This window comes from Aestuariimicrobium sp. G57, from assembly GCF_050110855.1.
Lineage (GTDB): Bacteria > Actinomycetota > Actinomycetes > Propionibacteriales > Propionibacteriaceae > Aestuariimicrobium.
In genome coordinates, this window is the sequence record NZ_JBNINW010000006.1 from 1 (window position 1) to 26,122 (window position 26,122).

The 26,122-nt window shown below is 69.4% G+C and carries 20 protein-coding genes and 3 tRNA genes; 10 read left to right on the plus strand and 13 right to left on the minus strand.

Annotated elements, in window-relative coordinates; translation table 11 throughout:
• Nucleotides 1–12: 12 nt before the first annotated feature.
• The 3 genes from ACQCX5_RS12770 to ACQCX5_RS12780 all read right to left on the minus strand — a co-directional run bounded on the left by ACQCX5_RS12770 (nucleotide 13) and on the right by ACQCX5_RS12780 (nucleotide 2,006).
• Nucleotides 13–85: transfer RNA gene (locus tag ACQCX5_RS12770), tRNA-Lys, on the minus strand.
• A gap of 62 nt (nucleotides 86–147) precedes the next feature.
• Entirely contained in the window at nucleotides 148–867 is a 720-nt protein-coding gene (locus ACQCX5_RS12775; RefSeq protein WP_434542426.1) for a type 1 glutamine amidotransferase, read from the minus strand.
• Entirely contained in the window at nucleotides 864–2,006 is a 1,143-nt protein-coding gene (locus ACQCX5_RS12780; protein ID WP_434542556.1) for a MurT ligase domain-containing protein, read from the minus strand. Before ACQCX5_RS12780 ends, ACQCX5_RS12775 begins: the two co-directional genes overlap by 4 nt.
• A 312-nt stretch (nucleotides 2,007–2,318) precedes the next feature.
• Between ACQCX5_RS12780 and ACQCX5_RS12785 the strand changes: the two genes are divergently transcribed.
• Complete coding sequence (locus ACQCX5_RS12785) at nucleotides 2,319–3,161, plus strand: SDR family oxidoreductase (protein WP_434542427.1); 843 nt, start codon at nucleotides 2,319–2,321, stop codon at nucleotides 3,159–3,161.
• 110 nt (nucleotides 3,162–3,271) lie between these two features.
• On the opposite strand, the gene ACQCX5_RS12790 is transcribed toward ACQCX5_RS12785, so the two are convergent.
• The 3 genes from ACQCX5_RS12790 to ACQCX5_RS12800 form a co-directional block, all read right to left on the minus strand.
• Nucleotides 3,272–3,347, minus strand: a tRNA-His gene (locus ACQCX5_RS12790).
• Nucleotides 3,348–3,422: 75 nt separating this feature from the next.
• Complete coding sequence (orn, locus tag ACQCX5_RS12795) at nucleotides 3,423–4,088, minus strand: oligoribonuclease (RefSeq protein WP_434542428.1); 666 nt, start codon at nucleotides 4,086–4,088, stop codon at nucleotides 3,423–3,425.
• Between the two features lie 43 nt (nucleotides 4,089–4,131).
• A tRNA-Arg gene (locus ACQCX5_RS12800) sits at nucleotides 4,132–4,207 on the minus strand.
• 48 nt (nucleotides 4,208–4,255) lie between these two features.
• Between ACQCX5_RS12800 and ACQCX5_RS12805 the strand changes: the two genes are divergently transcribed.
• The 6 genes from ACQCX5_RS12805 (at nucleotide 4,256) to treS (ending at nucleotide 13,767) form a co-directional block, all read left to right on the plus strand.
• Nucleotides 4,256–5,596 (plus strand): PrsW family intramembrane metalloprotease, encoded by a 1,341-nt coding sequence (locus ACQCX5_RS12805; RefSeq protein ID WP_434542429.1) that lies wholly within the window; start codon nucleotides 4,256–4,258, stop codon nucleotides 5,594–5,596.
• A 76-nt stretch (nucleotides 5,597–5,672) separates the two neighbouring features.
• Nucleotides 5,673–7,547, plus strand: coding sequence for a GTPase (locus tag ACQCX5_RS12810; RefSeq protein ID WP_434542430.1), 1,875 nt, complete (start codon nucleotides 5,673–5,675; stop codon nucleotides 7,545–7,547).
• Nucleotides 7,547–9,163, plus strand: coding sequence for a GTPase (locus tag ACQCX5_RS12815; RefSeq protein WP_434542431.1), 1,617 nt, complete (start codon nucleotides 7,547–7,549; stop codon nucleotides 9,161–9,163). The genes ACQCX5_RS12810 and ACQCX5_RS12815 overlap by 1 nt, the downstream gene beginning before the upstream one ends.
• 114 nt (nucleotides 9,164–9,277) lie before the next feature.
• Complete coding sequence (locus ACQCX5_RS12820) at nucleotides 9,278–9,715, plus strand: single-stranded DNA-binding protein (RefSeq protein ID WP_434542432.1); 438 nt, start codon at nucleotides 9,278–9,280, stop codon at nucleotides 9,713–9,715.
• 98 nt (nucleotides 9,716–9,813) lie between these two features.
• Complete coding sequence (ettA, locus tag ACQCX5_RS12825) at nucleotides 9,814–11,496, plus strand: energy-dependent translational throttle protein EttA (protein WP_434542433.1); 1,683 nt, start codon at nucleotides 9,814–9,816, stop codon at nucleotides 11,494–11,496.
• Between the two features lie 36 nt (nucleotides 11,497–11,532).
• Nucleotides 11,533–13,767, plus strand: a complete 2,235-nt coding sequence (treS, locus tag ACQCX5_RS12830) for a maltose alpha-D-glucosyltransferase (RefSeq protein WP_434542434.1) — start codon at nucleotides 11,533–11,535, stop codon at nucleotides 13,765–13,767.
• Nucleotides 13,768–13,779: 12 nt separating this feature from the next.
• Here treS and ACQCX5_RS12835 read toward each other — a convergent pair whose 3' ends face one another.
• The 4 genes from ACQCX5_RS12835 to ACQCX5_RS12850 form a co-directional block, all read right to left on the minus strand.
• Nucleotides 13,780–14,160, minus strand: coding sequence for a GntR family transcriptional regulator (locus ACQCX5_RS12835; protein ID WP_434542435.1), 381 nt, complete (start codon nucleotides 14,158–14,160; stop codon nucleotides 13,780–13,782).
• Nucleotides 14,160–15,023, minus strand: a complete 864-nt coding sequence (locus tag ACQCX5_RS12840) for a hypothetical protein (protein ID WP_434542436.1) — start codon at nucleotides 15,021–15,023, stop codon at nucleotides 14,160–14,162. Before ACQCX5_RS12840 ends, ACQCX5_RS12835 begins: the two co-directional genes overlap by 1 nt.
• Before the next feature lie 65 nt (nucleotides 15,024–15,088).
• A complete protein-coding gene (locus ACQCX5_RS12845; RefSeq protein ID WP_434542437.1) occupies nucleotides 15,089–17,926 on the minus strand; it encodes an FAD-binding and (Fe-S)-binding domain-containing protein in 2,838 nt (945 codons plus the stop codon).
• A 9-nt stretch (nucleotides 17,927–17,935) separates the two neighbouring features.
• The gene (locus tag ACQCX5_RS12850) at nucleotides 17,936–18,463 is read right to left on the minus strand and encodes a MarR family winged helix-turn-helix transcriptional regulator (protein ID WP_434542438.1); all 528 of its coding nucleotides are present in this window, start codon (nucleotides 18,461–18,463) and stop codon (nucleotides 17,936–17,938) included.
• A 73-nt stretch (nucleotides 18,464–18,536) separates the two neighbouring features.
• Between ACQCX5_RS12850 and ACQCX5_RS12855 the strand changes: the two genes are divergently transcribed.
• Nucleotides 18,537–19,448: an acyl-CoA thioesterase gene (locus ACQCX5_RS12855; protein WP_434542439.1), complete on the plus strand. Its 912-nt coding sequence runs from the start codon at nucleotides 18,537–18,539 to the stop codon at nucleotides 19,446–19,448.
• Between the two features lie 14 nt (nucleotides 19,449–19,462).
• On the opposite strand, the gene ACQCX5_RS12860 is transcribed toward ACQCX5_RS12855, so the two are convergent.
• Nucleotides 19,463–21,175, minus strand: a complete 1,713-nt coding sequence (locus ACQCX5_RS12860) for a glycoside hydrolase family 13 protein (protein ID WP_434542440.1) — start codon at nucleotides 21,173–21,175, stop codon at nucleotides 19,463–19,465.
• A 103-nt stretch (nucleotides 21,176–21,278) separates the two neighbouring features.
• Nucleotides 21,279–22,739 (minus strand): NADP-dependent phosphogluconate dehydrogenase, encoded by a 1,461-nt coding sequence (gndA, locus tag ACQCX5_RS12865; protein ID WP_434542441.1) that lies wholly within the window; start codon nucleotides 22,737–22,739, stop codon nucleotides 21,279–21,281.
• Nucleotides 22,740–22,947: 208 nt separating this feature from the next.
• Between gndA and ACQCX5_RS12870 the strand changes: the two genes are divergently transcribed.
• Complete coding sequence (locus ACQCX5_RS12870) at nucleotides 22,948–24,021, plus strand: sugar kinase (RefSeq protein WP_434542442.1); 1,074 nt, start codon at nucleotides 22,948–22,950, stop codon at nucleotides 24,019–24,021.
• 130 nt (nucleotides 24,022–24,151) lie between these two features.
• Nucleotides 24,152–24,847: a M50 family metallopeptidase gene (locus tag ACQCX5_RS12875; protein WP_434542443.1), complete on the plus strand. Its 696-nt coding sequence runs from the start codon at nucleotides 24,152–24,154 to the stop codon at nucleotides 24,845–24,847.
• Between the two features lie 3 nt (nucleotides 24,848–24,850).
• Here ACQCX5_RS12875 and ACQCX5_RS12880 read toward each other — a convergent pair whose 3' ends face one another.
• On the minus strand, nucleotides 24,851–26,122 hold the full coding sequence (locus ACQCX5_RS12880; RefSeq protein ID WP_434542444.1) for a dihydroorotase: 1,272 nt from the start codon (nucleotides 26,120–26,122) through the stop codon (nucleotides 24,851–24,853).

A 26,122-nucleotide genomic window follows, 5' to 3' on the forward strand; every position in this document is an offset into this window, starting at 1 on the left:
CCGATGCCACCGTACGCCGCCCGGGACTCGAACCCGGAACCCGCTGATTAAGAGTCAGCTGCTCTGCCAATTGAGCTAGCAGCGCGCGCGAGAAATAACTATAGACGGTCTGGCCCCAAAGGTGAAATCGGGGGTGAGGGCGGCCCCTCAGCGCCCCCTGACGGCGGCCACCCGCTCGGCGCGCAGCACCTCGATCGAGGGCATGACAAGGGGTTCCAGTGCGCGGCCCAGCGCCAGCTCGAGCAGGTGGTCGGCCAGGTCGGGGTTGCGCGCCAGCACCGGGCCATGGGGATAGGTGCCGATGACATTGCCCTGCACCGCACCCTCGGTGCCGCCGCCGTCGTTGCCGATGCCCTTCTCGACGGTGGCGAGCGGGGTCGCCGCCGGGCCCAACCTGGTGTAGCCACCGTGGTTCTCGAAGCCGGTGATCAGGCTGGTGCTGCCGTCGGGGCGCTGCCAGCGGGTCAGGATCTCGCCGACGGCCCGCGTGGCGCCACGGGTGGTGGTCACGTCAAGAAGGCCGAGGCCCTCGTGCACGGTGTCCTGGGCACCCACCGTGAAGCTGTGGCCACAGATCTGGTAGCCGGCGCACACGGCGAACAGCACGCCGCCCCCCTCGAGGCCGCGGAAGAGGTTGCCGTCGGCCCGCAGGGCCTTGACGGCCGAGACCTGCGCCAGGTCCTCGCCGCCGCCGAGCAGGTAGACATCGCCGTCTGCGGGCACCTCGTCCCCGGGTTCGACGACGACCAGTTCGGCCTCGAGACCGCGGCGGCGCAGCCGCTGCACCAGCACCGTCGAGTTGCCGCGGTCGCCATAGATGCCCAGCAGCGACTGGTAGACGAGGACGATCCGGGTGGGGGTGGTCATGCGAGGCCTCCCAGCTTGCGCAGCTTCTGGAACGGGGTGTAGGTCGCGACCACGTCGACGGGGCCGTCGTGGGCCAGCACCCGGGGGTCGCGGAAGGCCTCGGCCAGGTCTTTGATCACGAGGTGGTCAACGCCGGCATAGTCGAGTCGCACAGCCAGGTCCTGGGCACGGGGACCGGTGGCGATCACGGTGCGGCCGGCCAACTGCTCGTACTCGACGTCCCACAGCCAGGACACGTCGCGGCCGTCGGCTGCGGCGGCGTCGATGGCGAGGACGACCGGCTCGCTGGTGGCCAGAGGCAGCGACTCGGCCCACCCGGCCGGGTTCTTCGCCAGCAGCAGGCGCCCCTGTGCCGCGCCGAAGGTGCCGGTCGCGTAGCGTCCGGCCGGGGACGTGACCCCCGCCATGCCGCGCAGGGCGTCCTCGGCCGAGACCCCCATCACCCGGGCGGCGGCGAGGGCACAGGCCGCATTGGCGAGGTTGAACCGGCCCGGCACCTGCAACTGCAGTGTCCAGGCCTGGCCGTTCGGGTCAGTGATCGTGTCGCCGTCGAGCACGTAGTCAGCAGTGGGCTGGACGAGGTCGCCGGTGGGACAGGCCCAGCGCCCGTCCTCGCGTCCGAGCACTGAGCCGCACTCGGGACATAGCGACGCATCCTGGGTCCACGGGTCGGCGGTGTCGACCCAGATGACGCGGCGGGCGGGCTGCGCAGACCAGACGATCAGGGGGTCGCAGGCATTGGCGACCACGACGGGGCCGACATCGCCCGCAGCGGCCAGGGCCTTGCGCCAGCCGCGGCCCAGGGCATTGATCTCGTGGTGGCGGTCGAGTTGGTCACGGCTGAAGTTCAGCAGCACGAGCACCTCGGGGGCGCCGAGTTCAACGACGGCGGGCACGACGCGCTCGTCGGTCTCGAGCACGGCGATCGAGGCATGCGGGTGGGTGGCCAGCGCCGAGGCGATGCCGTGATGCAGGTTCGCGCCGTCGGCGTTGGTGACGACCTCGGTGGGGTCAGCCAGCGAGGCCTCGACGGCAGCGGCGAGCAGGTGGGTGGTGGTGGTCTTGCCGTTGGTGCCCGACACGGCGGCCACGCGGCGGCCGGCCAGCAGCTTGCCGAGTGCCTTCGGGTCGACCTTCAACAGCACCTTGCCGCGGATCGAGGCTCCGGAGCCGCGGCCGGTCACCCGTGAGGCCAGGGCTGCGCCGCTGCCGGCCAGTGCGGCGGCATCAAGGTGCAGGCGTGCCAACAGGCCCGGGCGGGGGCGGCTGAAACGAAGTCTCGGTCGTGCCATGGCGACCATTGTGACACGGGTTGTGGTGGGTGGGACTGCGCTGTGAGTAGGGGGTCCACTGCTCGGCAGCAGCAGTCCAGCCTCGCGACCGTCAGGGCAGGGTGATGTGGTGGATACTGACCGTGTCGTGATCCAGGTCGAGCACAGGAGGACGAGCCCATGAATGCCAAGCCATTGATCGCGCTCAGCGGTGCCACCGGAAACATCGGCAGGGCGGTCAGCGCCCAGCTTGCCGATGAGGGTGCCCGGCTGCGCCTGCTGGTGCGTGACCCGAGCCGAGCGCCGTCCGGGGCCGAAGACGTTGCCGTGGCCGGCTATGGCGACGGGGAGGCCGCAACGGCGGCGCTGCGTGGCGTCGATGTGCTGTTCATGGTCTCGGCCGCAGAGAGCGCTGACCGGTTGGCGCAGCATCGAACCTTCATCGATGCCGCCGCCGAGGCCGGCGTGGGCCATGTGGTCTACACGTCCTTCCTGGGGGCAGCCCCCGATGCGACCTTCACGCTCGGCCGCGACCACTTCATCACCGAGGAGCACCTGCGTGCCTCCGGGATGGCCTGGACGTTCCTGCGGGACTCCATGTACCTGGATTTCCTGCCCGAACTTGCCGGGCCGGATGGGGTCATTCGCGGTCCAGCAGGGGAGGGCCGGGTGGGCGCCGTGGCGCGGGCCGATGTCGCCCGCAGCGCCGCCGCCGTGCTGGCTGACCCTGCGCGGCACGCGGGCAGCATCCTCGAGCTGACCGGGCCGCAGGCGCTCAGCCTGGCCGAGGTCGCTCGCCTCACGACAGAGATCACCGGGCGGGCGACCAGCTACCACGAAGAGACCATCGAAGAGGCGTATGCCTCGCGTGCGGGCTACGGCGCCCCTGACTGGCAGGTCGACGCCTGGGTCTCGACCTACACCGCGATCGCGTCCGGTGAACTGGACCTCGTGACCGACACCGTCGAACGGCTGACCGGCAGGCCGCCGATCAGCCTGGTGGACCTGTTGCAGCAGGCTTGAGGGTCCGCGCGGGTTCGGCCCGCCAGGTCTTGGCCCCAAGTACGCGGAATTATGCACGGTGCTCGACGCGGCCATCGCCGCAACGATCCTCTGGGCGGTGTTTGGGAGTGTGGGGTGAGTAACGGGACTTGAACCCGCGACATCCGCGACCACAACGCGGCGCTCTACCAGCTGAGCTATACCCACCATGTCCACACATCACGCCGGTAAACCGGCTCGCATGAATATACCGGTCGAGCCTCCGGCCCGGCAAATCGGGGCCTACTCCACGTCCTGCTCGCCGATCGGCGCCGTCGCCTCGTCCGCGGTGCCAACGCCGGTGAGCGAACCCTGCACACGTCGCGAAATGGCCCGGGCATCCTGCGTCGAGGGCCCCGGGGCAGGGACGAAGACGGCTTCGCGGTAGTAGCGCAGTTCCTCGATCGACTCCTGGATGTCGGCCAGGGCGCGGTGGTTCCCCGACTTCGCAGGGGAGTGGTAATAGGCCTTGGGGAACCAGCGCCGGCTCAGTTCTTTGATGGAACTCACGTCGACGTTGCGGTAGTGCACCCAGCCCTCGAGCTCGGCCATGTCGCGGGCCAGGAACGCCCGGTCAGTGCCGATGGAGTTGCCGGCCAATGGTGACTTGCGGGCCACCGGCACATGCTCGCGGATGTAGTCGAGCACCAGCTCTTCGGCCTCGCGCATCGTCAGCCCCTGGGGCAGTTCATCGAGCAGGCCCGACGTGGTGTGCATCTCGCGCACGAAGTCGCCCATCTGCTCCAGCGCCTGGTCGCTGGGCTTGATGATGACGTCGACGCCCTCACCGAGCACATTGAGGTCGGAGTCGGTGACCAGCGCCGCCACCTCGATGAGCGCGTCCGCCCCGATGTCGAGACCGGTCATTTCGCAGTCGACCCAGACCAGGGTCTCGCTGGTGGCACTCAACGGGGGCGGCTCCTTCGTGGATGATGCGGCTGGGCGGATCATGTGGCGCCCCAGGCAGGAATCGAACCTGCGCACGACAGATTAGAAGGCTGTTGCTCTATCCGCTGAGCTACTGGGGCTGGCTGCACCAGCATATCGCCGGAACTGCGGGCGCTACTCTGGAGCACATGGCCCAGACACACAAGCTCGAGCGGCGCGCCCGTGTGCTCAACGGCATTCCGCGCGACCCTGTGCCGGGACGAAGCCCCGCGCAGCGGTTGCTGCGCAACCCCTGGGTGTGGTCGACGCTGGTGCTGGCCCTGGTCAGCTTCGTCGGACTCTGGGACATGTACGCGATGATGCACCCCGACGTCGAAGTGCCCGGCGGCATCATCCCCGGCATCACGAACCAGTCCTTCATCCTGGCCGCGAAATACGCCTGGCCGACAGCCGCAGTGTGGGTGGCGTTGTTCGTGCTGCTCGACCGGTTCCGGCGCCAGAACGTATGGATGTACCTGCTGGTGTTCCTGTGGGGCGGGGCCATGTCGACGTGGTTCAGCATCTACGTCAACACCTGGATGGGCGAGAAGCTCGGTGTCAGCGGGGCAGACCCGAGCGCCGGTGCCCGGTCGGCGGTGTTCTCGGCGCCGTTCGTCGAAGAGATCGCGAAGACGGCCATCATCTTCCTGCTGGCGATCCTGCTGCGCTACCGCTTGGTCAGCACGCTGCAGACCGTCAGCATGGCCGGCATCGCCGGCATCGGCTTCGCATTCGTCGAGAACATCGTCTATTACGCCCGCGCGCACAACTTCGCGACGCTGACCCCAGAGATTGTCGACCCCGAGGCCGCCATGCTCGAACTGGTGATGCTGCGCGGCGTCTACACCTCGTTCGGGCACCCGCTGTTCACCGCGATGACGGGCTTCGGCATCGCGGTCGCGTTGCGGCACCGCTCCAAGATTGTGCGCATCTGTGCGCCACTCGCCGGCTTTGCGCTGTCGTGCCTGGGACACATGATCTTCAACGGCATCAGCTCGGTCGTGCCCGGCGAGCAGCTGCGCATCTATTGGTTCATGGCGCTCGGTCTGGTGCTGATGGTGGTCATCGCCCTGGTGGGCCAGACCATCACCGAAGGACGACGCATCCGCGCCCGGCTCACCGACTTCGTGCGCAGCGGTTGGCTCGAGGAATCCGATCCCTTCATGTATTCGCGGTGGCGCAGCCGGGTGGCGATGATCACCGTCGCGGTCTTCCAGCCCCGCCGGCTGCCGGCCACCCTCGAGGTCATGCGGATGATGACCGAACTGGCCTACCTGCGTGACTCCATCACCCGCGGCCTGGTCGACGAGGCCGGCTATGGACGAGCGCGTGGCCTGCTGGAACGCATCGAGCAGCGGCGCCTCATCGCCGTGACCTCGAGCGCGGGCGAGCGGATCATCTGGCCGAAGCTCAAGCTGCCGCGCCGTGTAGGCGTCGGCCAGCCGGTGCCTGTACCGGTCACCGCAGGGTCACACCTGAACCAGCGCTGAAGGGTCTGCCGCACGGCCGGCAGGTTTCCGTCACGAGAGCTCGCCCACCGGCGCGTGGCCGTGCCACAGTGTGGGGGTGCCGACCAACGAGCTTGCCCAGTCGCTGCGCGCATTGCGTGAACACCTCGCCGCAGTGCAGTTGCCGCTGCCCCTGCCCGGTGCCGACGAGCAACAACGCCAGGCCCGCGCGATGCGCGAACAACTGGACGACTACGTGCTGCCACGCCTCGAGAGCATCGATGCGCCCCTGCTGTGCGTTGTCGGCGGGTCGACTGGTGCGGGCAAGTCGACGCTGGTCAACTCCCTGCTGGGCCGCCGCGTCACCCAGCCCGGCGTGATCCGCCCCACGACCCGCAGCCCCGTCCTGGTGCACCACCCGGACGACGCGCGCTGGTTCGATGACGAGCGGGTGCTGCCGGGTCTCATCCGGGCGACGGTGTCGTCGCAGGATGCGCGCTCGCTGCAGCTGGTGGCAGAACCGTCGCTGCCGAAAGGCCTGGCGCTCATCGATGCCCCCGATGTCGACTCCGTGGTCGACCAGAACCGTGCCCTGGCTGCGCAACTGCTGCAGGCCGCCGACCTGTGGCTGTTCGTCACTTCGGCCGCCCGCTATGCCGACGCTGTGCCGTGGGACTACCTGCGCCGGGCCGTCGAGCGCAAGGCCGCCGTCGCGGTCGTACTGAACCGGGTGCCACCGGCAGCGATGGTCGAGGTGCCGCCGCACCTGGGCCAGATGATGACCGAACGCGGGTTGGGTGATTCGGCCCTGTTCGCGGTGCCCGAGACCACCACGGACGACGAAGGCATGCTGCCCGACTCTGCGGTGTCGCCGATCCGCACATGGCTGGCCACGCTCGCCGCTGACCAGAACACCAAGGCCGCGGTGGTCATGCAGACGCTGCAGGGCGCCATCACCAGCCTCACTGACCAGGTGCCCGCGCTCGCGTCCGCCGCCGACGACCAGGGCGAGGCGCTCGAACAACTGCGCCAGGACGCGCTCGCGCAGTACGGCGAGGCGAGCCGGGCGGTCGCGGTGCAGACCGCTGACGGCACGCTGCTGCGCGGCGAGGTGTTGGCCCGTTGGCACGAGTTCGTCGGCACCGGTGAGTTCATGCGCGCCGTCGAGCAGAAGATCAGCTGGCTGCGTGACCGGGTCTGGGGCGCCATCGCCGGCAAACCACCCGAGGTCGACAAGATGCAGGTCGCCGTCGAGAACGGGCTCGAGGCGCTGGTGCGCGAAGAGGGCACCGCCGCCGCCGAACGGGCCGACGCCGCATGGCGCGCCAACCCCGCAGGCAGGGCGCTGCTCGAACGGCATCATGCCGCTGGTGGCGAAGACCTGTCCCGGGCCTCGGCACAGTTCCCGTCCGCGGTCGCGCGCATGGTGCGCGACTGGCAGGGCGATGTCATCGAACTGGTCTCGGGCGAGGGCATGAGCAAGCGCTCCCGGGCGCGGCTGCTTGCGTTCGGCATCAACGGCGCCTCGGTGGCGCTGATGGTGGTGATCTTCGCCCAGACCGGTGGCGTCACCGGCGCCGAGATCGGCATCGCCGGCGGCACGTCGGTGGTCGCCCAGCGGCTGCTCGAGGCTCTCATCGGCGACGACGCGGTGCGCAAACTGGCGACCCAGGCCAAGGCCGACCTCGACACGCGGGTGCAGGCGCTGATGGCCGGCGAATACGCCCGCTACGAAGATGTGCTCAGCAGGGTCAGTGCGACCGAACACCTGGGTGACGAGCTGCGCCAGGCCGTCGCCGACATCACCGCCGCCCGCAGCGACGACCGCGCGCTGACCACCGGCGCGGACACCGAGGGCTCAGCTCGTCCGCAGCTCGAAACCGGCGAACAGCCGCAAACCATCACGTTCAACCAGCTGGGTGCGGGCACCGACCACGACGAGGCCGAGACGGTGCAGGCCGAACTGCTGCCGCATGAGCAGGGGGACCGGTGATGGCGAGGACCAAGGGGCGTGCGCTGCCCGAACGCATTGTCGCGTTGCGCGAGGCGGGGGCGCTGTCGCGTGGGCGCTCGGACGACGCACTCGTCGACGAGGTTGAAGCCCTGGTGGCGCGTGCCGACGAGCGGCTCGCCTTCAGCGGCGGGCACACGGTGGTCGCGCTGGCCGGTGCCACCGGCTCGGGCAAGTCGTCGCTGTTCAACGCCATCGCGGGGGTGAAGCTCGCTGAGCCCGGGGTGAAGCGGCCCACCACCTCGAAGGCCATGGCGGGCACCTTCGGCCCCGAACCGAGCTCGTCGCTGCTCGACTGGATGGATGTGCCGCGCCGCCACGTCGTGCCCAACGCCCCCGCAGACCTCGAGGGCCTGGTACTGGTCGACCTGCCCGACCACGACTCGACGGCGAGCGCGCACCGCATCGAGGTCGACCGCCTGGTCGAACTCGTCGACATGCTGATCTGGGTGGTCGACCCGCAGAAGTACGCCGACGCCGCGCTGCACGACCGCTATCTGAAGCCGCTGGCCCGCCAGGCCGCCAACACGGTCGTGGTGCTCAACCAGGCCGACCGGCTGACCCCGGTGCAGCTCGAGGAATGCCTGGCCGACCTGCGTCGCCTGCTGGGGGCCGAGGGCCTGGGCGATGTGCAGGTGCGCGCGGCGTCAGCCGTGACGGGGCAGGGCGTGGCAGACATCAAGTCGATGCTGGCGAAGGTCGTCAAGGGCAAGACCGCCTCGGCGGCACGTTTCGGCAGCGATGTCGGTGAGGCAGCGGCGCGGTTGGACGAGTCGCTGGGGCAGACCACGGCCGGTGAGGTCACCGCCGGCTCGGCGAAGCAGTTGGTCAAATCGTTGTCGGCCGCTGCCGGGGTGGGGGTGGTGACCGAGGCGGTCGTGGGTGCCACCCGTCGGCGTGGGTCGGTGATCACGGGGTGGCCGGCATTGTCGTGGCTGGCATCACTGCGTCCCGACCCGTTGCGCCGGCTGCGGCTGGGCGCGTTGCCCAAGGCGGACAAGAAGCATGAGCTCGAACCGGCTCGGGTGCAGCGCACCAACATCCCCAGGGGTGAGGGTGCGTTGAAGGCGCGGGTCGATTCGGCGGTGCGGGTGGTCTCGGACGAGGCGTCGCAAGGGTTGCCGCACGGCTGGGCGCAGGCGGTGCGGGTGGCATCCCAACAGGGCGCCGCGGCGCTGCCCGACGACCTCGACCGCGCGGTGGCCACCGCTGACCTCGGCATGGACTCGGGCTTCGGCTACTGGCGCGTGATCCAGGCGGTGCAGTGGGTGCTGATGACCGCGGTGATCCTGGGGCTGGGCTGGCTGCTCGTCGACTTCGTGCTGGCCTACTTCCAGCTGCCGCCGCTGCCCACGCGGCGGTGGCGTGACGTGCCGGTGCAGACCTGGCTGATCATCGGCGGCGTCGGGTCAGGGCTGGTGTTGGGGCTGGTCAGTCGGCTGTTGGTCGAGATCACGGCCCGGTCGAAGGGACGCCGCGCGCTCGGGGTGTTGCAGAGGGCCGTCGGGCGCGTGGCCGACGCGCAGGTGCTCGCCCCTGTCAATGCCGAGCTGGGACGCCACCGCAACGCCAGGCAAAAGGTGCTGCTGGCGAAGTAGTGGGGCGGGGGTTGTCAGGGGTTTTCCACAAGGTGTTGTCCGTCCAGAAGGGACTGCGCCCTCGTCCGCATGGTCGGGGTGTCAACCCAGCACACCAACATGGAAGGACACCCCATGGATGCCCTGATCAGCCTCACCGGCAACGCCGGCAGTGATGTCGAAGTCTTCGAGGGGGACGACTGGTGCTATGCCAGGTTCCGCCTGGCCTGCACCCCGCGGTTCATTCGCAACGGCGAATGGGTCGACGGCGAGACCACCTGGATCACGGTGCGCGCGTCGAACCGCACCGCCGTCAACGTGAAGAACTCCATCCGCAAGGGCGACCCGGTGGTCGTCGTCGGCAAGCTGCGCACCCAGGCCTGGACCAACGCCGAGGGCGTGCGCCTCGAACGGCTGCTGGTCGAGGCGACCAGCATCGGCCATGACATGAGCCGCGGCACCAGCACGTTCCACCGCAACGAGCAGCGGCGTCCCGAAGAACCGCCGACCGAGGCGCCCCCGGGCGAGGGACCGCCGCCGGAGGACCGGCAGGTGGGGGAGCAGGCCGCCTGAGCCGGGTGGTCCACGGGGCGGGGTGGGGCACGGCGCAGCGCCTGACTGGCATACTGGGCCACGGCCCAACCCCGTCCCACGAAGGATTGACTTTCTCGATGGCTGAGTTCATTTACACCATGCACAACGTCCGCAAGACGGTCGGTGACAAGGTGATCCTCGACAACGTGACGCTGTCGTTCCTGCCCGGCGCCAAGATCGGCGTGGTGGGTCCCAACGGTGCCGGCAAGTCGACGCTGCTGAAGCTCATGGCCGGCCTCGACAAGCCGAACAACGGTGAGGCACAGCTGGCCAAGGGCGCCACCGTCGGCATCCTGCTGCAGGAACCGCCGCTGACCGAGGACAAGACCGTCTGGGAGAATGTTGAAGAGGCAGTCGCCGAGACCAAGCAAATGCTGGCCCGGTTCAACGAGATCTCTGAGAGCTTCGGTGACCCCGATGCCGACTTCGACGCCCTGATGGCCGAGATGGGCACGCTGCAGACCGAACTCGACGTGCGCAATGCCTGGGACGTCGATGCCCAGCTGCAGCAGGCCATGGATGCACTGCGCTGCCCGCCCGGCGACACCCCCGTCAACGTGCTCTCAGGTGGTGAGCGCCGCCGCGTGGCGCTGTGCAAGCTGCTGCTGCAGGCCCCCGACCTGCTGCTGCTCGACGAGCCCACCAACCACCTGGACGCCGAGTCGGTGAACTGGCTCGAGGGCCACCTGAAGAACTACCCGGGCGCCGTGCTGGCCGTCACCCACGACCGCTACTTCCTCGACAATGTTGCGTCGTGGATCTGCGAGGTCGACCGCGGTCGCCTGCACCCCTACGAGGGCAACTACTCGACCTACCTCGAGACCAAGCGCAAGCGCCTGCAGATCGAGGGCCAGAAGGACGCCAAGCGTGCCAAGATCCTCGAGCGCGAACTTGAGTGGGTGCGCTCGAGCCCCAAGGCCCGCCAGGCCAAGAGCAAGGCCCGTCTGGCCAAGTACGAAGAGCTGGCGGCCGAGGCCGAACGCAACCGCAAGATCGACACGGCCGAGATCAACATCCCGGCGGGCCCGCGCTTGGGCGCCGACGTGCTCGAGGCCTCGCACCTCGTCAAGGGCTTTGGCGACCGCGTACTGATCGACGGCCTGTCGTTCACCCTGCCCCGTGCCGGCATCGTCGGCATCATCGGCCCGAACGGCGTGGGCAAGTCGACGCTGTTCAAGATGATCGTCGGCGAGCAGCAGCCTGACAAGGGCGAGCTCAAGGTCGGCCAGACCGTCTCGTTCAGCTATGTCGACCAGAGCCGCTCGGGCCTCGACCCCGAGAAGAACGTCTGGGAGGTCGTTTCGGACGGCCTGGACTACATCAAGGTCGGCAACTTCGAGATGCCGTCACGCGCCTATGTCGCCAGCTTCGGCTTCAAGGGCCCCGACCAGCAGAAGAAGTCCGGGGTGCTCTCGGGCGGTGAACGCAACCGCCTGAACCTGGCGCTCACGCTGAAGATGGGCGGCAACGTGCTGCTGCTCGACGAGCCCACCAACGACCTCGACGTCGAGACGCTGTCGTCGCTCGAGGATGCCCTGCTCGAGTTCCCCGGCTGTGCCGTCGTGATCTCTCACGACCGCTGGTTCCTCGACCGCACCGCCACCCACATCCTCGCGTGGGAGGGCGACGACGAGTCGGAGGCCAAGTGGTTCTGGTTCGAGGGCAACTTCCAGGACTACGAAGCCAACAAGGTCGAGCGACTGGGTGCCGAGGCCGCACGTCCGCATGCCTCGAAGCACCGCCGCCTGACGCGCGACTGAGCACGGGGTCGGGTGCGGGTTGCTAGCGTGGGCCGGGTGACGGTTCCCACCAACCCGGCCCAGCCCGAGCCCATCGACATGTCCCTGATCGACCCGCCGACCGAAGAGCTGCCTGAGATCAGTTTCGACGAGCAGTTCTTCGCGGCGAGGCCGGCCCGGCTTCGTCCATCATCACTGCGCCGCAAGAGCGGTGCGACGGGCATGGCGGTGCCACCGTTCGAGGCGAGCGGCTCGAACCATGCCTACATTGAATGGCTCGAAGACCAGTCGATGCTGCATGACGCCGAGCTGATCAGCCGCCAGCTGGCAGGCAAGCACACGATGTGGGCGAACCCCTATGCCTTCCCCGACCCGCGCGCGGCGCTGTCGCGTGCCTCGGTCTGGTACACCGCCTACCCGCTGTCGCACATCACCCGGTCGGGCGAGTCGTTCCTGGCCTCGATCGGATCGCCCGCGCTGTGGGACGCGTTCAAAAGCATTGGCATCGATGCCATCCACACCGGCCCTGTGAAGTTCGCCGGCGGCATCGACGGCTGGAACCTGACGCCCAGCGTCGACGGCCATTTCGACCGCATCTCGATGACGATCGACCCGCTGTTCGGCACTGAGGACGAGTTCCGGGCCATGACGGAGACGGCCGCCCGCTACGGTGGCGCCGTCATCGACGACATCGTGCCCGGGCACACCGGCAAAGGCCCCGACTTTCGCCTGGCAGAACTGAACTACCGGGACTACCCGGGCATCTACCACATGATCGACATTCCCGAAGAGGCCTGGCACCTGCTGCCGGACGTGCCCGAGGGACGCGATGCCATGAACCTGTCGCCCGAGGCCGAGCAGGCGCTCGCCGACGGCGGCTACATCATCGGGGCGCTGCAGCGGGTCATCTTCTACGAGCCCGGCGTCAAAGAGACGAACTGGTCGGTCACCCCGCCGATCCGTGACTACAAGGGCACGCTGCGCCGCTGGGTCTACCTGCACTACTTCAAAGAGGGCCAGCCCACCATCAACTGGCTCGACCCGACCTGCGCCGGGATGCGGGTGGTGATGGGTGATGCGCTGCACTCGCTGCTCGACCTCGGCACCGGCGGGCTGCGGCTCGATGCCAACGGGTTCCTCGGGGTGGAGCGCAGCTTCGAGGCACCCGCGTGGTCCGAGGGGCACCCGCTGTCGCTGGCCGCCAACCAGCTGATCGGTTCGCTCGTGCGCAAGGTCGGGGGGTTCACGTTCCAGGAACTCAACCTCGCCATCGACGACATCCAGCGCACGGGCGCCGTCGGTCCCGACCTGTCCTACGACTTCATCACCCGTCCCGCCGCGCAGGTGGCAATGTGCACCGGTGACACCGAGTTCCTGCGGCTGGTCATGCGCGAGGCCATGGACATCGGCATCGACCAGGCCGCGCTCGTGCATGCGCTGCAGAACCATGACGAGCTCACCTATGAACTCGTCCACTTCGCGGCCGCCCACCGCGACGATGTCTACGAACTCGGCGGCGTCGAATACACGGGCATCGCGCTGGCCGAGCACATCCGTGAGGTGATGCGCGACCGGCTGACCGGCGAATCAGCGCCCTACAACGCGGTGTTCACCACGAACGGCATCGCCAGCACCACCGCCTCGATCGTGGCGGCGAGCATCGGCATCACCAACCTGGACGACATCACCGACGCGACGGCCCGCAAGATCCAGGCAGCCCACCTGTTGCTGTGCAAGTTCAACGCCTGGCAGCCCGGTGTCTTTGCCCTGTCGGGCTGGGACCTGGTGGGTGCGTTGCCGCTGCCACGCGAAGAGGTCAGGGCCCTCATCTCCGGCGGCGACACCCGCTGGATCGAGCGCGGCGCCTACGACCTGTTGGGCACCGCCCCCACGGCGAAAAAGTCGGCCGCAGGCCTGCCCAGGGCGCGCAGCCTGTACGGTCCCGTGCCCGAGCAGCTGACCCGCGACACCTCGTTCGCGTCCCGGTTGGCCGAGGTCATCCGCGTGCGCAAGAAGTCGCGGATTGATTCAGCCACGCTCGTCGATGTGCCCGTCGTGGGTCACAAGTCGGTGATGGCGATGGTCAACGAGCTCGAGACCGGTTCGACCCAGATCACGGTGCTCAACTTCTCGGGCGAGAAGATCGAGACCCGCATCCAGTCCGAGAAGCTGCCGGTGGGGCGGGTGTTCGACCTGTCGACCCGCCGCCGGGTGGCCGTGGTCGACGAGCTGGGCGGGTTCAGCCTTGAGTTGCCGGCCTTCGGTGGGGTGGCGCTGGTCATCCGGGCCTGAGCCGCGGCCAGGTCAGCGCTGCAGCGCCCGGCGCACGGCGGCTTCGATGACCTCGTCGGGGGCCCCGAGCGCGCGTGTCTGCGCCACGAAGTCGGCCGCCAACCGCTGCAGTTGCCCGTCGGGGGCGGTGGGCGTGGACGACGTGCCCCGGTTCGCGGCGACCCTCGTGCCGGCGCCGCGGGCGGTGACCAGCTGGCCCGACTCCTCGAGCAAGCGGTAGGCGCGGGCCACGGTCCCGGTGGCCACGCCCAGGTCGCGGGCGAGCTGGCGCACAGGCGGCAGGCGGTCACCCGGGGTCAGTTCACCGGTCGCGACCGCATCGGCCAACTGGCGGCGCAATTGCTCATAGGGCGGGGTCGGGTCGGCGGCGACGACCCTCACGGTCAGTCCCATCAGTCGCGTCGTCCGCCGTCGGGCACCAGCAGCACCGCCGCCGCCCAGCCGACCCCGACGATGCCCAGGGCTGCCACCAGCACCAGCAGCCAGCCGGCGGTCGGGTTGAATCGTCCCACGGCGATGGCCATCAGCAGCGCGACGGGGACGAGGCTGCCGCAGGCCCCCAACAACACCGTCGCGATGGTGGCCTCGGCATTGCGCCGGCGCACCACGTCGTCGACGGCGACCACCTGCGGGTCGGAGCCGTTGCGCGGCCGCAATGCGATGACCACCAGCGTCACGCCGGCCACCAGCAGCGCCGCCAGGCCCAGCCACACGAGTGGCATCGAGTAGTAGTCGCCGGGGAAGGGGCTGCTGATCGTCCATCCGCTGGGGAACACCTGCAGGTAGCCGCGGCCGCGGGTCATCGAGGCCGGGTCATTGTCCTGGTGGTCGCGTGCCCACCCCAACAGCCCTGCCAACACCAGAACCGCCACGATCGTCGTGCCCAACAGCACCCGGGGCAGGTGCGCGCTCGGTCGCCGGGTCTCGAGCGCCGCGACCCCGGGGGTGCGCGCCTCACGCCAGACCAGCACCTCACCCACGAACAGGCTCACTGCCAGGCCGAGCGCCAGCACCGTGGGGGCCAGCAGCAGCCCCCGGCCGTAGTCACCCACGAAGACAGCCACGAGCAGCGCCACCGCCGCACCAACCCCCAGACCGAACGCCTTGGCCCGCGCACTGCGTCGCGCCAACCGCATCAGGTGCGGATGGGTCTGCGGGTCGGCGTTGACGACCTGCCGGCGCCTCAGCACCACCGCCAGGAACGCGCCGACGCCCAGCACCAGCAGCACCGGCATTGACACTCCAGGACCGCCCATGGTGTCCCCCCGTCCTTCTTGTATCCAATAGTTGATACAAGAATGGGGTCACCTGCCTATTTGTGTCAAGCAGTTGGTACAAGATGCGTGGCGAGCAGTTGCGCCAGCGTCATCGAGTCGCGCTGCTCGAGGTCGCTGACCTGCTTGCGGCAGCTGAACCCGTCAGCCAGCACGATCGCGTCGGGATGCGCCCGCAGCGCCGGCAGCAGCGAGGTCTCGGCGACCGCCACAGACGTCTCGTAGTGGCCGCGCTCGACGCCCCAGTTGCCGGCCAGACCACAGCACCCGCCGAGCGTGATCACCTCGGCGCCGGTGGCGGCCAGCAGCTTCGCGTCGGCCTGCCAGCCCAGGATCGACGCGTGGTGGCAGTGCGGCTGGGCGATGATGGTGTGCCCTGACAGGTCAGGCGCCGTGAACGACGCGTCGCGGGTCAACAGTTCGGCCAGCGTCACGATCGCCTTCGAGACCACCGGCACCCGCTCGTCATCGGGCAGCAGTTCCAGGGCGTCGCTGCGCCACACGGCCAGGCACGAAGGTTCCATGCCGACGATCGGGACGCCGCTCGCGGCCACAGGGCCGAGCACCTCGAGCGCAGTGAGCAGTTGCTTGCGGGCGCCGTCGAGCTGGCCGGTGGTGATCCAAGTGAGGCCGCAGCAGGCGTTCTGCTGCAGCACCTGCGGCGCATAGCCGGCCGACTCGAGCGTCTGCACCAGGCTCGCCAGCTGCGGCCCCGCGAACGCGTCGTCGAACGAGTCGACCCAGATCACCACGGGCTTGCCCGAGCCCTGGTCACGCGAGGCGAAGTCGTGGCGCGCAGCCCGCCCGGGTCGGAACACCGGCAGCGGGCGGCGCTGGTCGACCCCGGCCACCCATTTGGCCAGGTGGCTGGTGCCGGGCAGCTTCAGCGCCAGGTTCGCGATGGCGCCGAGCCCCGGCAGGCGTCCCATCAGGCGGCCCCACCGGGGCAGCCAGCCCATCGCGTAGTGCGTGCGGGGGCGCAGCCGTCCGGTGTACGACTCGTGCAGCACGCGAGACTTGTACGCGGCCATGTCGATGCCGGTGGGGCAGTCTCGGGCGCAGCCCTTGCAGCTCAGGCACAGGTCGAGCGCCTCGTGCACCTCGGGCGAGCGCCACTGCTGTGAGACCAGCGAGCCGTTCACCATCTCTTGCAGAATGCGCGAGCGGCCGCGGGTCGAGTCCTTCTCGTTGCGGGTGGCCTGGAACGACGGGCACATCACCTGGCCGCCGGCCATGCCGTCGGCGAGGCATTTGCCCACGCCAGAGCACTGGTGCACCGCCTCGACGAACTCGGGGTGGCTCAGCCGCAGCGGCGAGGTGACCGTCGCCGAGACGCGCACGTCCGCGGCCACCGGACGGGGGTCGACCAGCACCCCGGGGTTCAGCAGGCCCTTGGGGTCGAACACATGCTTGACCTGCTCGAACAGCCCGATCACCTCGGGGCTGAACATGCGCGGCAACAGCGCCGAGCGGGCCCGGCCGTCGCCATGTTCGCCCGACATCGACCCACCCAGCCCGGCGACCAGGTCTGCCGCCTCTTCGACGAACCGACGGTAGGCATCGTCGCCGCCCTCACGGTCGAAGGGGAAATCGATGCGGCAGTGCACACAGCCGTCGCCGAAGTGGCCGTACGGCAGGCCGTGCAGCCCGTGGCGCTCGAGCAGCTCGTCGAAGCGGCGCAGGTAGGCGCCCAGGTTCTCGACGGGCACCGATGCGTCCTCCCAGCCGGGAAAGGCCGGGCGGTCCAGGCTGACCCCAGCCAGGCCGGCGCCGTCGGACCGGATCTTCCACAGCGCCCTGACCGTGGCCGGGTCATCGACCAACCAGGCCTCCATGGCACCAGCCGCGGCCACCATCGCCTCGGCGCGTCCACGCACCTCGGCGGCGTCGTCGCCGACCAGTTCGACGAACACCCAGCCGTCGCCGGCGGGCAGCGGCGGCACCGCATCGGCGCCCTTGCTGCGGACGACGACGTCGACGATCCGGCGGTCCATGCCCTCGGCTGCGGTCGGTGAGAACGTCGCGACCGTCGGCATCGCATCGGCGGCGTCGGCCATCGAGGCGTAGCCCAGGGCGACCATCTGCTTGACGGGGGCGTCGGCCACCAGCCGCACCGTGGCGCGGGTGATGATGCCCAGGGTGCCCTCGGAGCTGGCGATGAACCGGGCAAGGTCGAACTTCTTCTCTGGCAGCAGCCAGCTGAGCGCATAGCCCGAACCCATGCGCGAGAACGTGCCCAGCTCGGTGCGAATGATGCCCAGGTTGCCCGCGACAAGGTCTTTCAGCGGTGCGAGCTGGGTCGGTGGCTCGGCATCACGGGCCGTGGCATCGGCATTCGGTGAGCGCAGCGTCACCAGCTCGCCGGTGCCGGTCAACACCTCGAGCTCGATGATGTTGTCGCTGGTGCGGCCATAGCCCATGGCCCGGGGCCCGCAGGCGTCGTTGGCGATCATGCCGCCGATGGTGCAGCGCGACGAGCTCGACGGGTCGGGGCCGAAGCGCAGCCCGTGGGGCGCGACGGCCTGCTGCAGCACGTCCTGGACGACGCCGGGTTCGACGGTCGCGGTGCGGGCGACGGGGTCGATGTCGATGATCCGGTTCAGGTGGCGGGCGACGTCGATGACCAGACCCGTGCCAATGGCATTGCCACCACAACTGGTGCCCGCCCCGCGCATTGTGACCGGCACCCCCGACGCCAGCGCCGCGCGGGCGATCGCCACGAGTTCGTCACGGTCACGCGGAAAGGCCACCCCCTCGGGCACGACCCGATAGATCGACGCATCCGACGAGTACAGCCCCCGGGTCAGCGTCGAACGGTCGACCTCGAAATCGGCCAGGCTGGCGGGGGCTGAGGGGGTGTTGCGGATGGTGTCGTGCGCGCTCACCCGGTGAGTCTATCGACGTGGACGACGAATGGTTGCGGGCACCGGCACGGCTGGTTCGCCCGGGTCAGCAGCAAGCACGGCAGCCATGGCGCGACCCAGTGCGGCGTAGTCATCAGGGGCCACCACGTCGACGAAGATGTCGCGCACCGACTGCACGTGGGTCGGTGCGGCGGCGACCAGCAGCGCGAAGCCCTCATCGGTGAGAATGGCCACCACGCCGCGGCCGTCGTCGGCGGCGGGGGTGCGAGAGACGAGCCCATCGCGTTCCATGCGGGCGATGCCGTGGGTGAGGCGCGACCGGGACTGGTGCACCTGGGCGGCCAGCTGCGACATCCGCAGTTCGCGGTTGGGCGCCTCGGACAGGCTGACGAGGATCTCGTAGTCACCGACATCGAGACCCAGCGGCCGCAGTGCCTTGTCGAGGTGGTCCTCGATGCGGGCAACCCCGAGCAGGTAGGACCGCCAGACCTGCTGCTGGTCGTCGGTGAGCCACAGGCCATCGGGGGCCGGTGCGGCCTCGCTGGGTTCGGCTGCCATGAATTGATGTTATCGGTTGTCGGGCCGCGTTCCGGGAACGGGGTGCCGTTAGGCTGCGCAGCAGGAGGCAGATGTGGTGGATTGGTTTGAGGTCGCGGGGCTGCACGTCGAGGGACGGGGCGAATTGTTCGAAGTGCGGTTGCCCGTGCGGTGGGGTGACATGGACGCCCAGGGCCACGTCAACAATGGCGTGCACCTGGACTACCTGCAGGACGCCCGCTGGGACTACCTGCTGCAGAACGGCGTCACCGACATGCTCGAGGGGGTGCTGGCGGTCGAGCACAAGATCGAGTACCGCGCCCCCATCCAGTTCTCACCCGAACCGGTGACGGTGCAAATGGTGGTGCTCGAGCGCCGCGCGGTGAAGTTCCGGCTGGGCTACCTGATCATTCACCAGGGCCGCCTGTGCGCAGTGGCCTCGTCCACGATGGTGCCGTTCGACCTTGCGGGCCAGAAGATGCGCCGGTTGAACCCGGACGAGGTCGACCTGCTCGACCGGTACACGTGGCAGGTGCAGCGGGTGTTTCGCGAACTGCCGAACCCGCCCCTGCAGGGTCGGGGGCACGAGATGGGCATCCTGACCAGGTTCTCGGACGTCGACCGGCAGGACCACGTGAACAACGTGCGGGTGCTCGACTACTTCCAGGAGGGCCGCATCGCCATGACCACCGCGGCCGACCCCCTGGCAGCCCGCAGCGGCACCAGCGGCTCGGCCCAGGGGCGCTCGCTGTGGTTGCTGGTGCGCCAGGACGTCGAGTACCTGCGCCAGATGACCCTGCGGCGCGTGCCCTATCGACTGTTCACCGCTGTCACCCGCATCGGCACCACGTCGTTGGGGCTTGCCGCCGAGATCGTCGACCCGGACGATGGCACGGTCATCACCCGCGCACAACATGTGCTGGTGTGCGCGGATGATGCCCTGCGGCCGACACCGATCTCGGACACGCTGCGGGCCAACCTGCAGCGGTTCGTGGTCGAGGCCTGAGCCCGGGGCAGGGGTCAGGCGGTACGCAGCCAGACGGCGGCGTCACTGGGCAGCAGCCCGTCAACCAGCGGCTGGCTGGCGATGATCGGCTCACCCTCGACCGCCACCGGCTCGGCGCCGAAGTTCACCACGCACCGGAACCCGGGGTCGCGGGTGAACGACAGCACGTCAGCAGATGACTCGTCCCACGTGATTGAGCCCGCACCCAGCGCGGGGTTGGCGCGTCGCTCGGCCAGCAGGCTGCGGTAGAGCTCGAGCATCGAACCGTCGCGGCCGGTCTGTGCCTCGACACTCAGCCCCGCCCAGTGCGCGGGCTGCGGCAACCACGGCTCGGCACTCTGGCCGAACCCGAACGGCTGGTGCGTCCCCGACCACGGGATCGGCACCCGGCAGCCGTCGCGGCCCCGCTCGGTGTGGCCCGAGCGCTCCCAGATCGGGTCCTGCAGCAGGTGCTCGGGCAGGTCCTCGACCTCTTCCAGGCCCAGCTCTTCGCCCTGGTAGACATAGGCCCCGCCCGGCAGCGCCAGCATCAGCAGCGCGGCAGCACGGGCCCGGCGCAGCCCCAGGTCGAGGTCGAGCGGGGCGGCGACCATCGCATCGGCCCAGTGCGGGGCCTGGCCGGGTTCGAGGTCTTCGTCGGGTGTCACCGAGAAGTCCATGCCCGAGGGGTGGCGCCCGAACCGGCTGGGGGAGCGGTAGTTGTCGTGGTTGTTGAGCACCCACGTGGTGGGGGCGCCGACCTCGTCATGTTCGGCGATGCTCTGGGTGATCACCGTGCGCAGGCTGGGCGCCGTCCACGCACTTTCGAGGAATTCGAAGTTGAACGACGTGTGCAACCGGCCCTCGGCGACGTAGTGCTTGCGGCGCGGGCCGGGCAGGTAGGCCTCGGACACGAAGACGCGCGGGCCCAGGTCGGTGTCGGCGTACTCGTCGGCGACCGCGCGCCAGTGGCGCTGGTGGTCGGCCATCGCGGGACGGTCCCAGAACGGGGAGCCCTCGTACTTCTCGAGCGTGCCCAGCCCCGTCTTCGGGTCGAGCGGGATGTCGGGGAAGGTCTGGTCCTTGAACATCGAGTCGGCCACGTCAATGCGGAAGCCGTCAACACCGCGGTCGAACCAGAACCGCAGCACATCGTCGAAGAAGTCGGTGACGGCCGGGTTCTCCCAGTTGAAGTCGGGCTGTTCGGGGGCGAACAGGTGCAGGTACCACTGGCCGGGCGTGCCGTCGGCCTCGGTGACCCGGTGCCAGGCCGGTCCGCCGAAGTGGGCGCCCCAGTTGGTCGGGGGCTGGGAGCCGTCCGGGCCCCTGCCCTCGCGGAAGATGAAAAGGTCGCGTTCGGGCGAGCCGGGACCCGCGGCCAGCGCTGCCTGGAACAGCGGGTGGTCGATGGAACAGTGGTTGGGCACCAGGTCGATCACCACCCGGATGCCGAGTTCGTGGGCACGGGCGATGAACTCGTCCGCCTGTGCGAGGGTGCCGAATTCGGGCTTGATGTCGCAATAGTCGGCCACGTCATAGCCGCCGTCGTGCAGCGGTGAGGGGTACCAGGGTGAGACCCAGACGGCGTCGACGCCGAGGCCGGCCAGGTGGTCGAGGTGGGCGATCATGCCGGCGATGTCGCCGGTGCCGTCGTTGTTCGCATCGGCGAAGCTGCGGGGATAGATCTGGTAGACGACGGCGCTGCGCCACCAGTCGTGATGGGCGAGGGACGGGTGCAGGGTGGTCACGAGAACCCACTCTAGGGTCTGAGGACGAAACGCAAGCGCCCTCCGCCGGAAGGACGGAGGGCGCAGCCCGTGGGGGTGCAGGGGGTCATCCCCCGCAAGGTACTCAGTGCGTGTCGGTGGCTTCGATTTCGGAGCGGTCGCCCGACCACACCGTGTGGAACGTTCCCTCGGCGTCGATGCGGCGGTAGGTGTGCGAGCCGAAGAAGTCGCGGAGGCCCTGGGTCAGCGCGGCGTTCAGGCGGGGGGCGCGCACCATGTCGTAGTACGACAGCGCCGACGAGAAGCCGGGGATCGGCACGCCCGCCTGGGTGGCGCGGGCCACGACCCGGCGCCAGGCATCCTGCGAGTCGGCCAGGCCGGCCTTGATCGAGGGGGCCTCGAGCAGGGTGACCAGGTTTGCGGCGGCGTACTCGTTGGCGATGCGGTCGAGCAGCTTGGCGCGGATGATGCAGCCGGCGCGCCAGATGCGGGCCACGGCGGCCACGTCGATGTCCCAGCCGTACTCGGCCGCGGCGACCTTGATCTCGTGCAGGCCCTGGGCGTAGGCGATCACCTTCGAAGCCCACAGCGCCTGGCGGATGTCGTCGACGAAGGCGTCGCGGTCGTCCACGGTCAGCGTGCCGTCGGGGCCCTGCAGGGCGGCCTGGCCGGCGGCGCGCAGGTCGGCGTGGGACGAGACCGCGCGGGCGAAGACGGACTCGGCGATCGAGGCCGCGGGCACGCCCAGGTTCAGGGCCTCCTGCACGGTCCAGGTGCCGGTGCCCTTCATGCCGGCGGCGTCCTTGATGACGTCGACCAGCGGCTGGCCCGTGCGGGCGTCGACCTGGGCGAGCACCTCGGCGGTGATCTCGATCAGGTACGAGTCGAGGTCGCCGGTGTTCCAGGTCTTGAAGATCTCGGCCGACTCGGCGGCGCTGAAACCGGCACCCTTGAGCAGTTCGTAGGCCTCGCCGATGAACTGCATGTCGGCGTACTCGATGCCGTTGTGCACCATCTTGACGAAGTGGCCGGCGCCGTCGGTGCCGATGTAGGTGCAGCAGGGCTCGCCGTCGACCTTGGCCGAGATGTCCTCGAGCATCTTGCCGACGTACTGGTAGCTGTGGGGCGAACCGCCGGGCATGATCGAGGGGCCCTCGAGCGCGCCGGTCTCGCCGCCCGAAATGCCGGCGCCGACGAAGTGCAGGTCGTGCTCGCGCAGCTTCTGCTCGCGGCGACGGGTGTCCTGGAAGAAGGCATTGCCGCCGTCGATGACGATGTCGCCGGGCTCCATGAGCGGGATGAGCGAGTCGATGACCGCGTCGGTGCCGGTGCCAGCCTTGACCATGATGATCACGCGGCGCGGCTTCTCGAGCGAGTTGACGAAGTCCTCGAGCTCTTCGGATGCGATGAAGTTGGCCTCGGCGTGCTCGTCGAGCACGGACTGGGTCTTGGCGAAGGTGCGGTTGTAGATCGCGGTCCGGTAGCCGTGGTTGGCGAAGTTGCGGGCCAGGTTCGAACCCATCACGGCCATGCCGATGACGCCGATCTGCGCCGAGCCCTCGGCGGCGGCGGTCTGTTCGCTCATCAATGCTCTCCTTGGTTCGGGGGCCGCCGACAGTGCGGCCAACACTGGTAATCCTGCCCGGAGTCAGCCGAGTTTGCACCTGTCAGACGACGATTCCGGTAACAGGTGGCAACCGGGGACGCCGCCGGGGGAATGTTGAGAGACTGGCAATGCAGCCCTGGACCAGCGGAGGAGTCCGGGCGTACCCCGACACCCCTGGAGGAAAGACATGGAGTTGCGTCAGGACGCACAGTGGTCGATGGTCGTCGCCACCTCGATCGGTATTCGTATCACCCCCGAGAACTTCCAGCCCGTGCACACCTCGGACCGGTACTTCATGCACGCCACCTCGGCCGAGTCGAACGTCGCCTCGGTCGCCTCACACCTGGGTGAGCCCACCAAGGTGCTGACGAACTTTGTCGAGGGCAGCCCCATCTCGGCCTTCATCAAGGCTGACCTGCGCGCCCGCGGCATGAGCTACGAGGGTCCCGACCTGCCGCAGGGCGGTGCCTGGGGCTACCGCCACCAGTTCAACATCGCCGACTCGGGCTACGGCCTGCGCGGCCCCCGCGTGTGGAACGACCGCGCCGGTGAGGTCGGCCTGGCCCTCAATGTCGACGACTTCGACCTCGAGAAGCTGTTCAACACCGAAGGTGTCAAGATCCTGCACCTGTCGGGCCTGATCGCCGCACTGTCGCCCGAGACCAGCAAGTTCTGCCTCGAGGTGGCCCGCAAGGCCAAGCAGCATGGCACCGCCATCGCGTTCGACCTGAACTTCCGCGCCTCGTTCTGGAAGGGCCGTGAAGAGGAACTGCGCGCCGCCTTCCACGAGATCGCCTCGGCCGCCGACATCCTGATCGGCAACGAAGAGGACTTCCAGCTGGCGCTCGGCATCGAGGGCCCCGAGGCCGGCGGCGCCGCGCTCGGCAGCAAGCTGGACGCGTTCAAGGAGATGATCGGCCGCATCACGCAGGCCTACCCGAACGCGAAGTTCATCGCCACCACCCTGCGTGAGGTTGAGACCGTCAACCGCCACCTGTGGGGTGCCGTGGTGTGGTCGGGCGGCGAGTTCCACGTCGCCGAGCCCCGCGAGATCGGCGTGATCGACCGTGTCGGCGGCGGCGACGGCTTCGTCGGTGGCCTGTTGTACGGCCTGATCAAGGACTGGGATGCCGAGAAGTGCATGCAGTTCGGTTGGGCGACCGGTGCGCTGGCCGCCACGTCGCTGACCGACTACGGCGCACCGGCCGACGAGGACCAGGTCTGGAGCATCTGGAAGGGCAACGCGCGCGTCAAGCGCTGAGCGACTGAACCGGGACGCGGGCGTCCCGACGTGGTTCGCATCGAAAGGTCACAATCTGCAGATCCCGAGCCCGGGAACTGCAGATTGTGGCCTTTCGGCGCACACAGCAACGCTCGGTACCCTCAACACCGTGGACGAGATCTGGACCCGCATCACCACCCGCCAACCCGTGCCCGAGCCCCAGGTCGTGGCGTTGCTCGGCGGGGGAGCGCTGCTGCTCGTGGTGTTCGCCTGGCCCGTGGTGCGCATGCTCGTCACCATCGTGCACGAGGCGGGCCATGCACTCGTGGCCACCCTGACCGGACGATCGCTCAGCGGCATCCGACTGCATTCGGACACCTCGGGGCTGACCGTCACCCGCGGCCGCCCCACCGGCCCCGGCATGGTCGCCACCCTGACCGCCGGCTACACCGCTCCCGGCATCGTCGGCCTGGCCGCCGCGCTGGTGCTGGCCTCCGGGCATGCGGTGGGGCTGCTGTGGGCCTGGGTCGCGGCGCTGGCGGTGATGCTGCTGTTCATCCGCAACTTCTACGGGCTGCTGGTGATGGTGGTCGTCGGGGGGCTGATCGGGGCCGCGACGTGGTACCTCGACCCGTTGTCGCAGTCGTGGCTGGCCTACCTGCTCACCTGGTTGCTGCTGTTGTCGGCGCCGCGGCCCGCCGTCGAGGTGATACGTCGTCCATCTTCGACGTCGGACGCCGCCCAACTCGCCCGCATCACCAGGGTGCCGGCGACGATGTGGAACCTGTACTTCCTGCTCATCACCCTCGCCTGCCTCGTGGTGGGCGTGGCGGTGCTGGCGCCGCAGGTGCTCAGCGCGACCTGAGGCTCAGCGCGCCACCCACGTCCGGCGCCCCGCCCACCACGTCGCCAGCACCGGGTCGGCCAGGTCGCGACCGTGGTAGGGGTTGTTGCGGCCCTTCGACAGCGACTGCTCGCGGTCGATGACGCTGCGCCTGGTCGGGTCGACCAGCACGAGGTTCGCCGGTTCGCCCACCGCCACCGGACGCCCCTGGTGGGGCAGTGAGCCGATCCGTGCCGGGGTGTGGCTCATCCGGTCGGCCACCTGTGCCCAGCTGAGTCGTCCGGGGTTGACCATGGTCTCGACGACGGCGGCCAGCGCCTGCTCGATGGCGATCATTCCCGGCTTGGCCTCGGGGAACGGCTTGGCCTTGTCGACCGCGCGGTGCGGGGCGTGGTCGGTGGCGACGACGTCGATGGTGCCGTCGGCCAGGGCCTCGCGCACGGCCTCGACGTCCTCGGCCGACCGCAGCGGCGGATTGACCTTGTACGTCGTGTCGCCGGACCGCAGTTCGTCGGCGGTGAGCAGCAGGTGGTGCGGCATCACCTCGGCGGTCACCCGGACGCCGCGCGCCCTGGCCCAGCGCAGCACCTCGACGCCCTCGGCTGTCGAGACGTGGCAGACATGCAACCGCGTGCCCAGGTAGCCCGCGATCTGCACATCCCGGGCGATGATCACCGATTCGGCGATCGTGGGCCAGCCGACCAGCCCGAGTTCGTCCGACACGGGCCCCTCGTGGCAGCACGCCGACGGCCCCGCGAGTGTCGCGTCCTGGCAGTGCTCGGCGAGCACGCCGTCGAAAGGCTTGAGCTGCTCCATCGCCGCCCGGACGAGGCCAGCAGTCGGCACCGAGAAGCCGTCATCGCTGAAGACGGTGACCCCGGCCGCGTGCAGGCCGGCGATGTCCGACAGTTCCTGGCCGGCCAAGCCCTTGGTGACCGAGCCGATCGGGACCACCTCGGTCGACGCGCCGCGTGCAGCCAGCCGCCGCACCCCGTCGGCGCGGGCGCCGGTGTCGGTGGTCGGGGCGGTGTTGGCCATCGCGAAGGTCGCGGTGAAGCCACCGCGGGCAGCCGCAGCGGTGCCGGTGGCGATGGTCTCGGCCGCCTCCTGGCCGGGCTCGCGCAGGTGGGTGTGCAGGTCGACCAGCCCGGGCAGCGCCACCAGTCCATCGGCGTCGACCCGGGTCGCCCCTGCGCGCGCGGCCTCCACCAGCAGGCCGTCGGCGATGTGCAGGTCGGCCCGCGTGCCGTCGGGCAGGGTCGCTCCGGTGATGGTCCAGGTGGTGGGTTGGCTCAC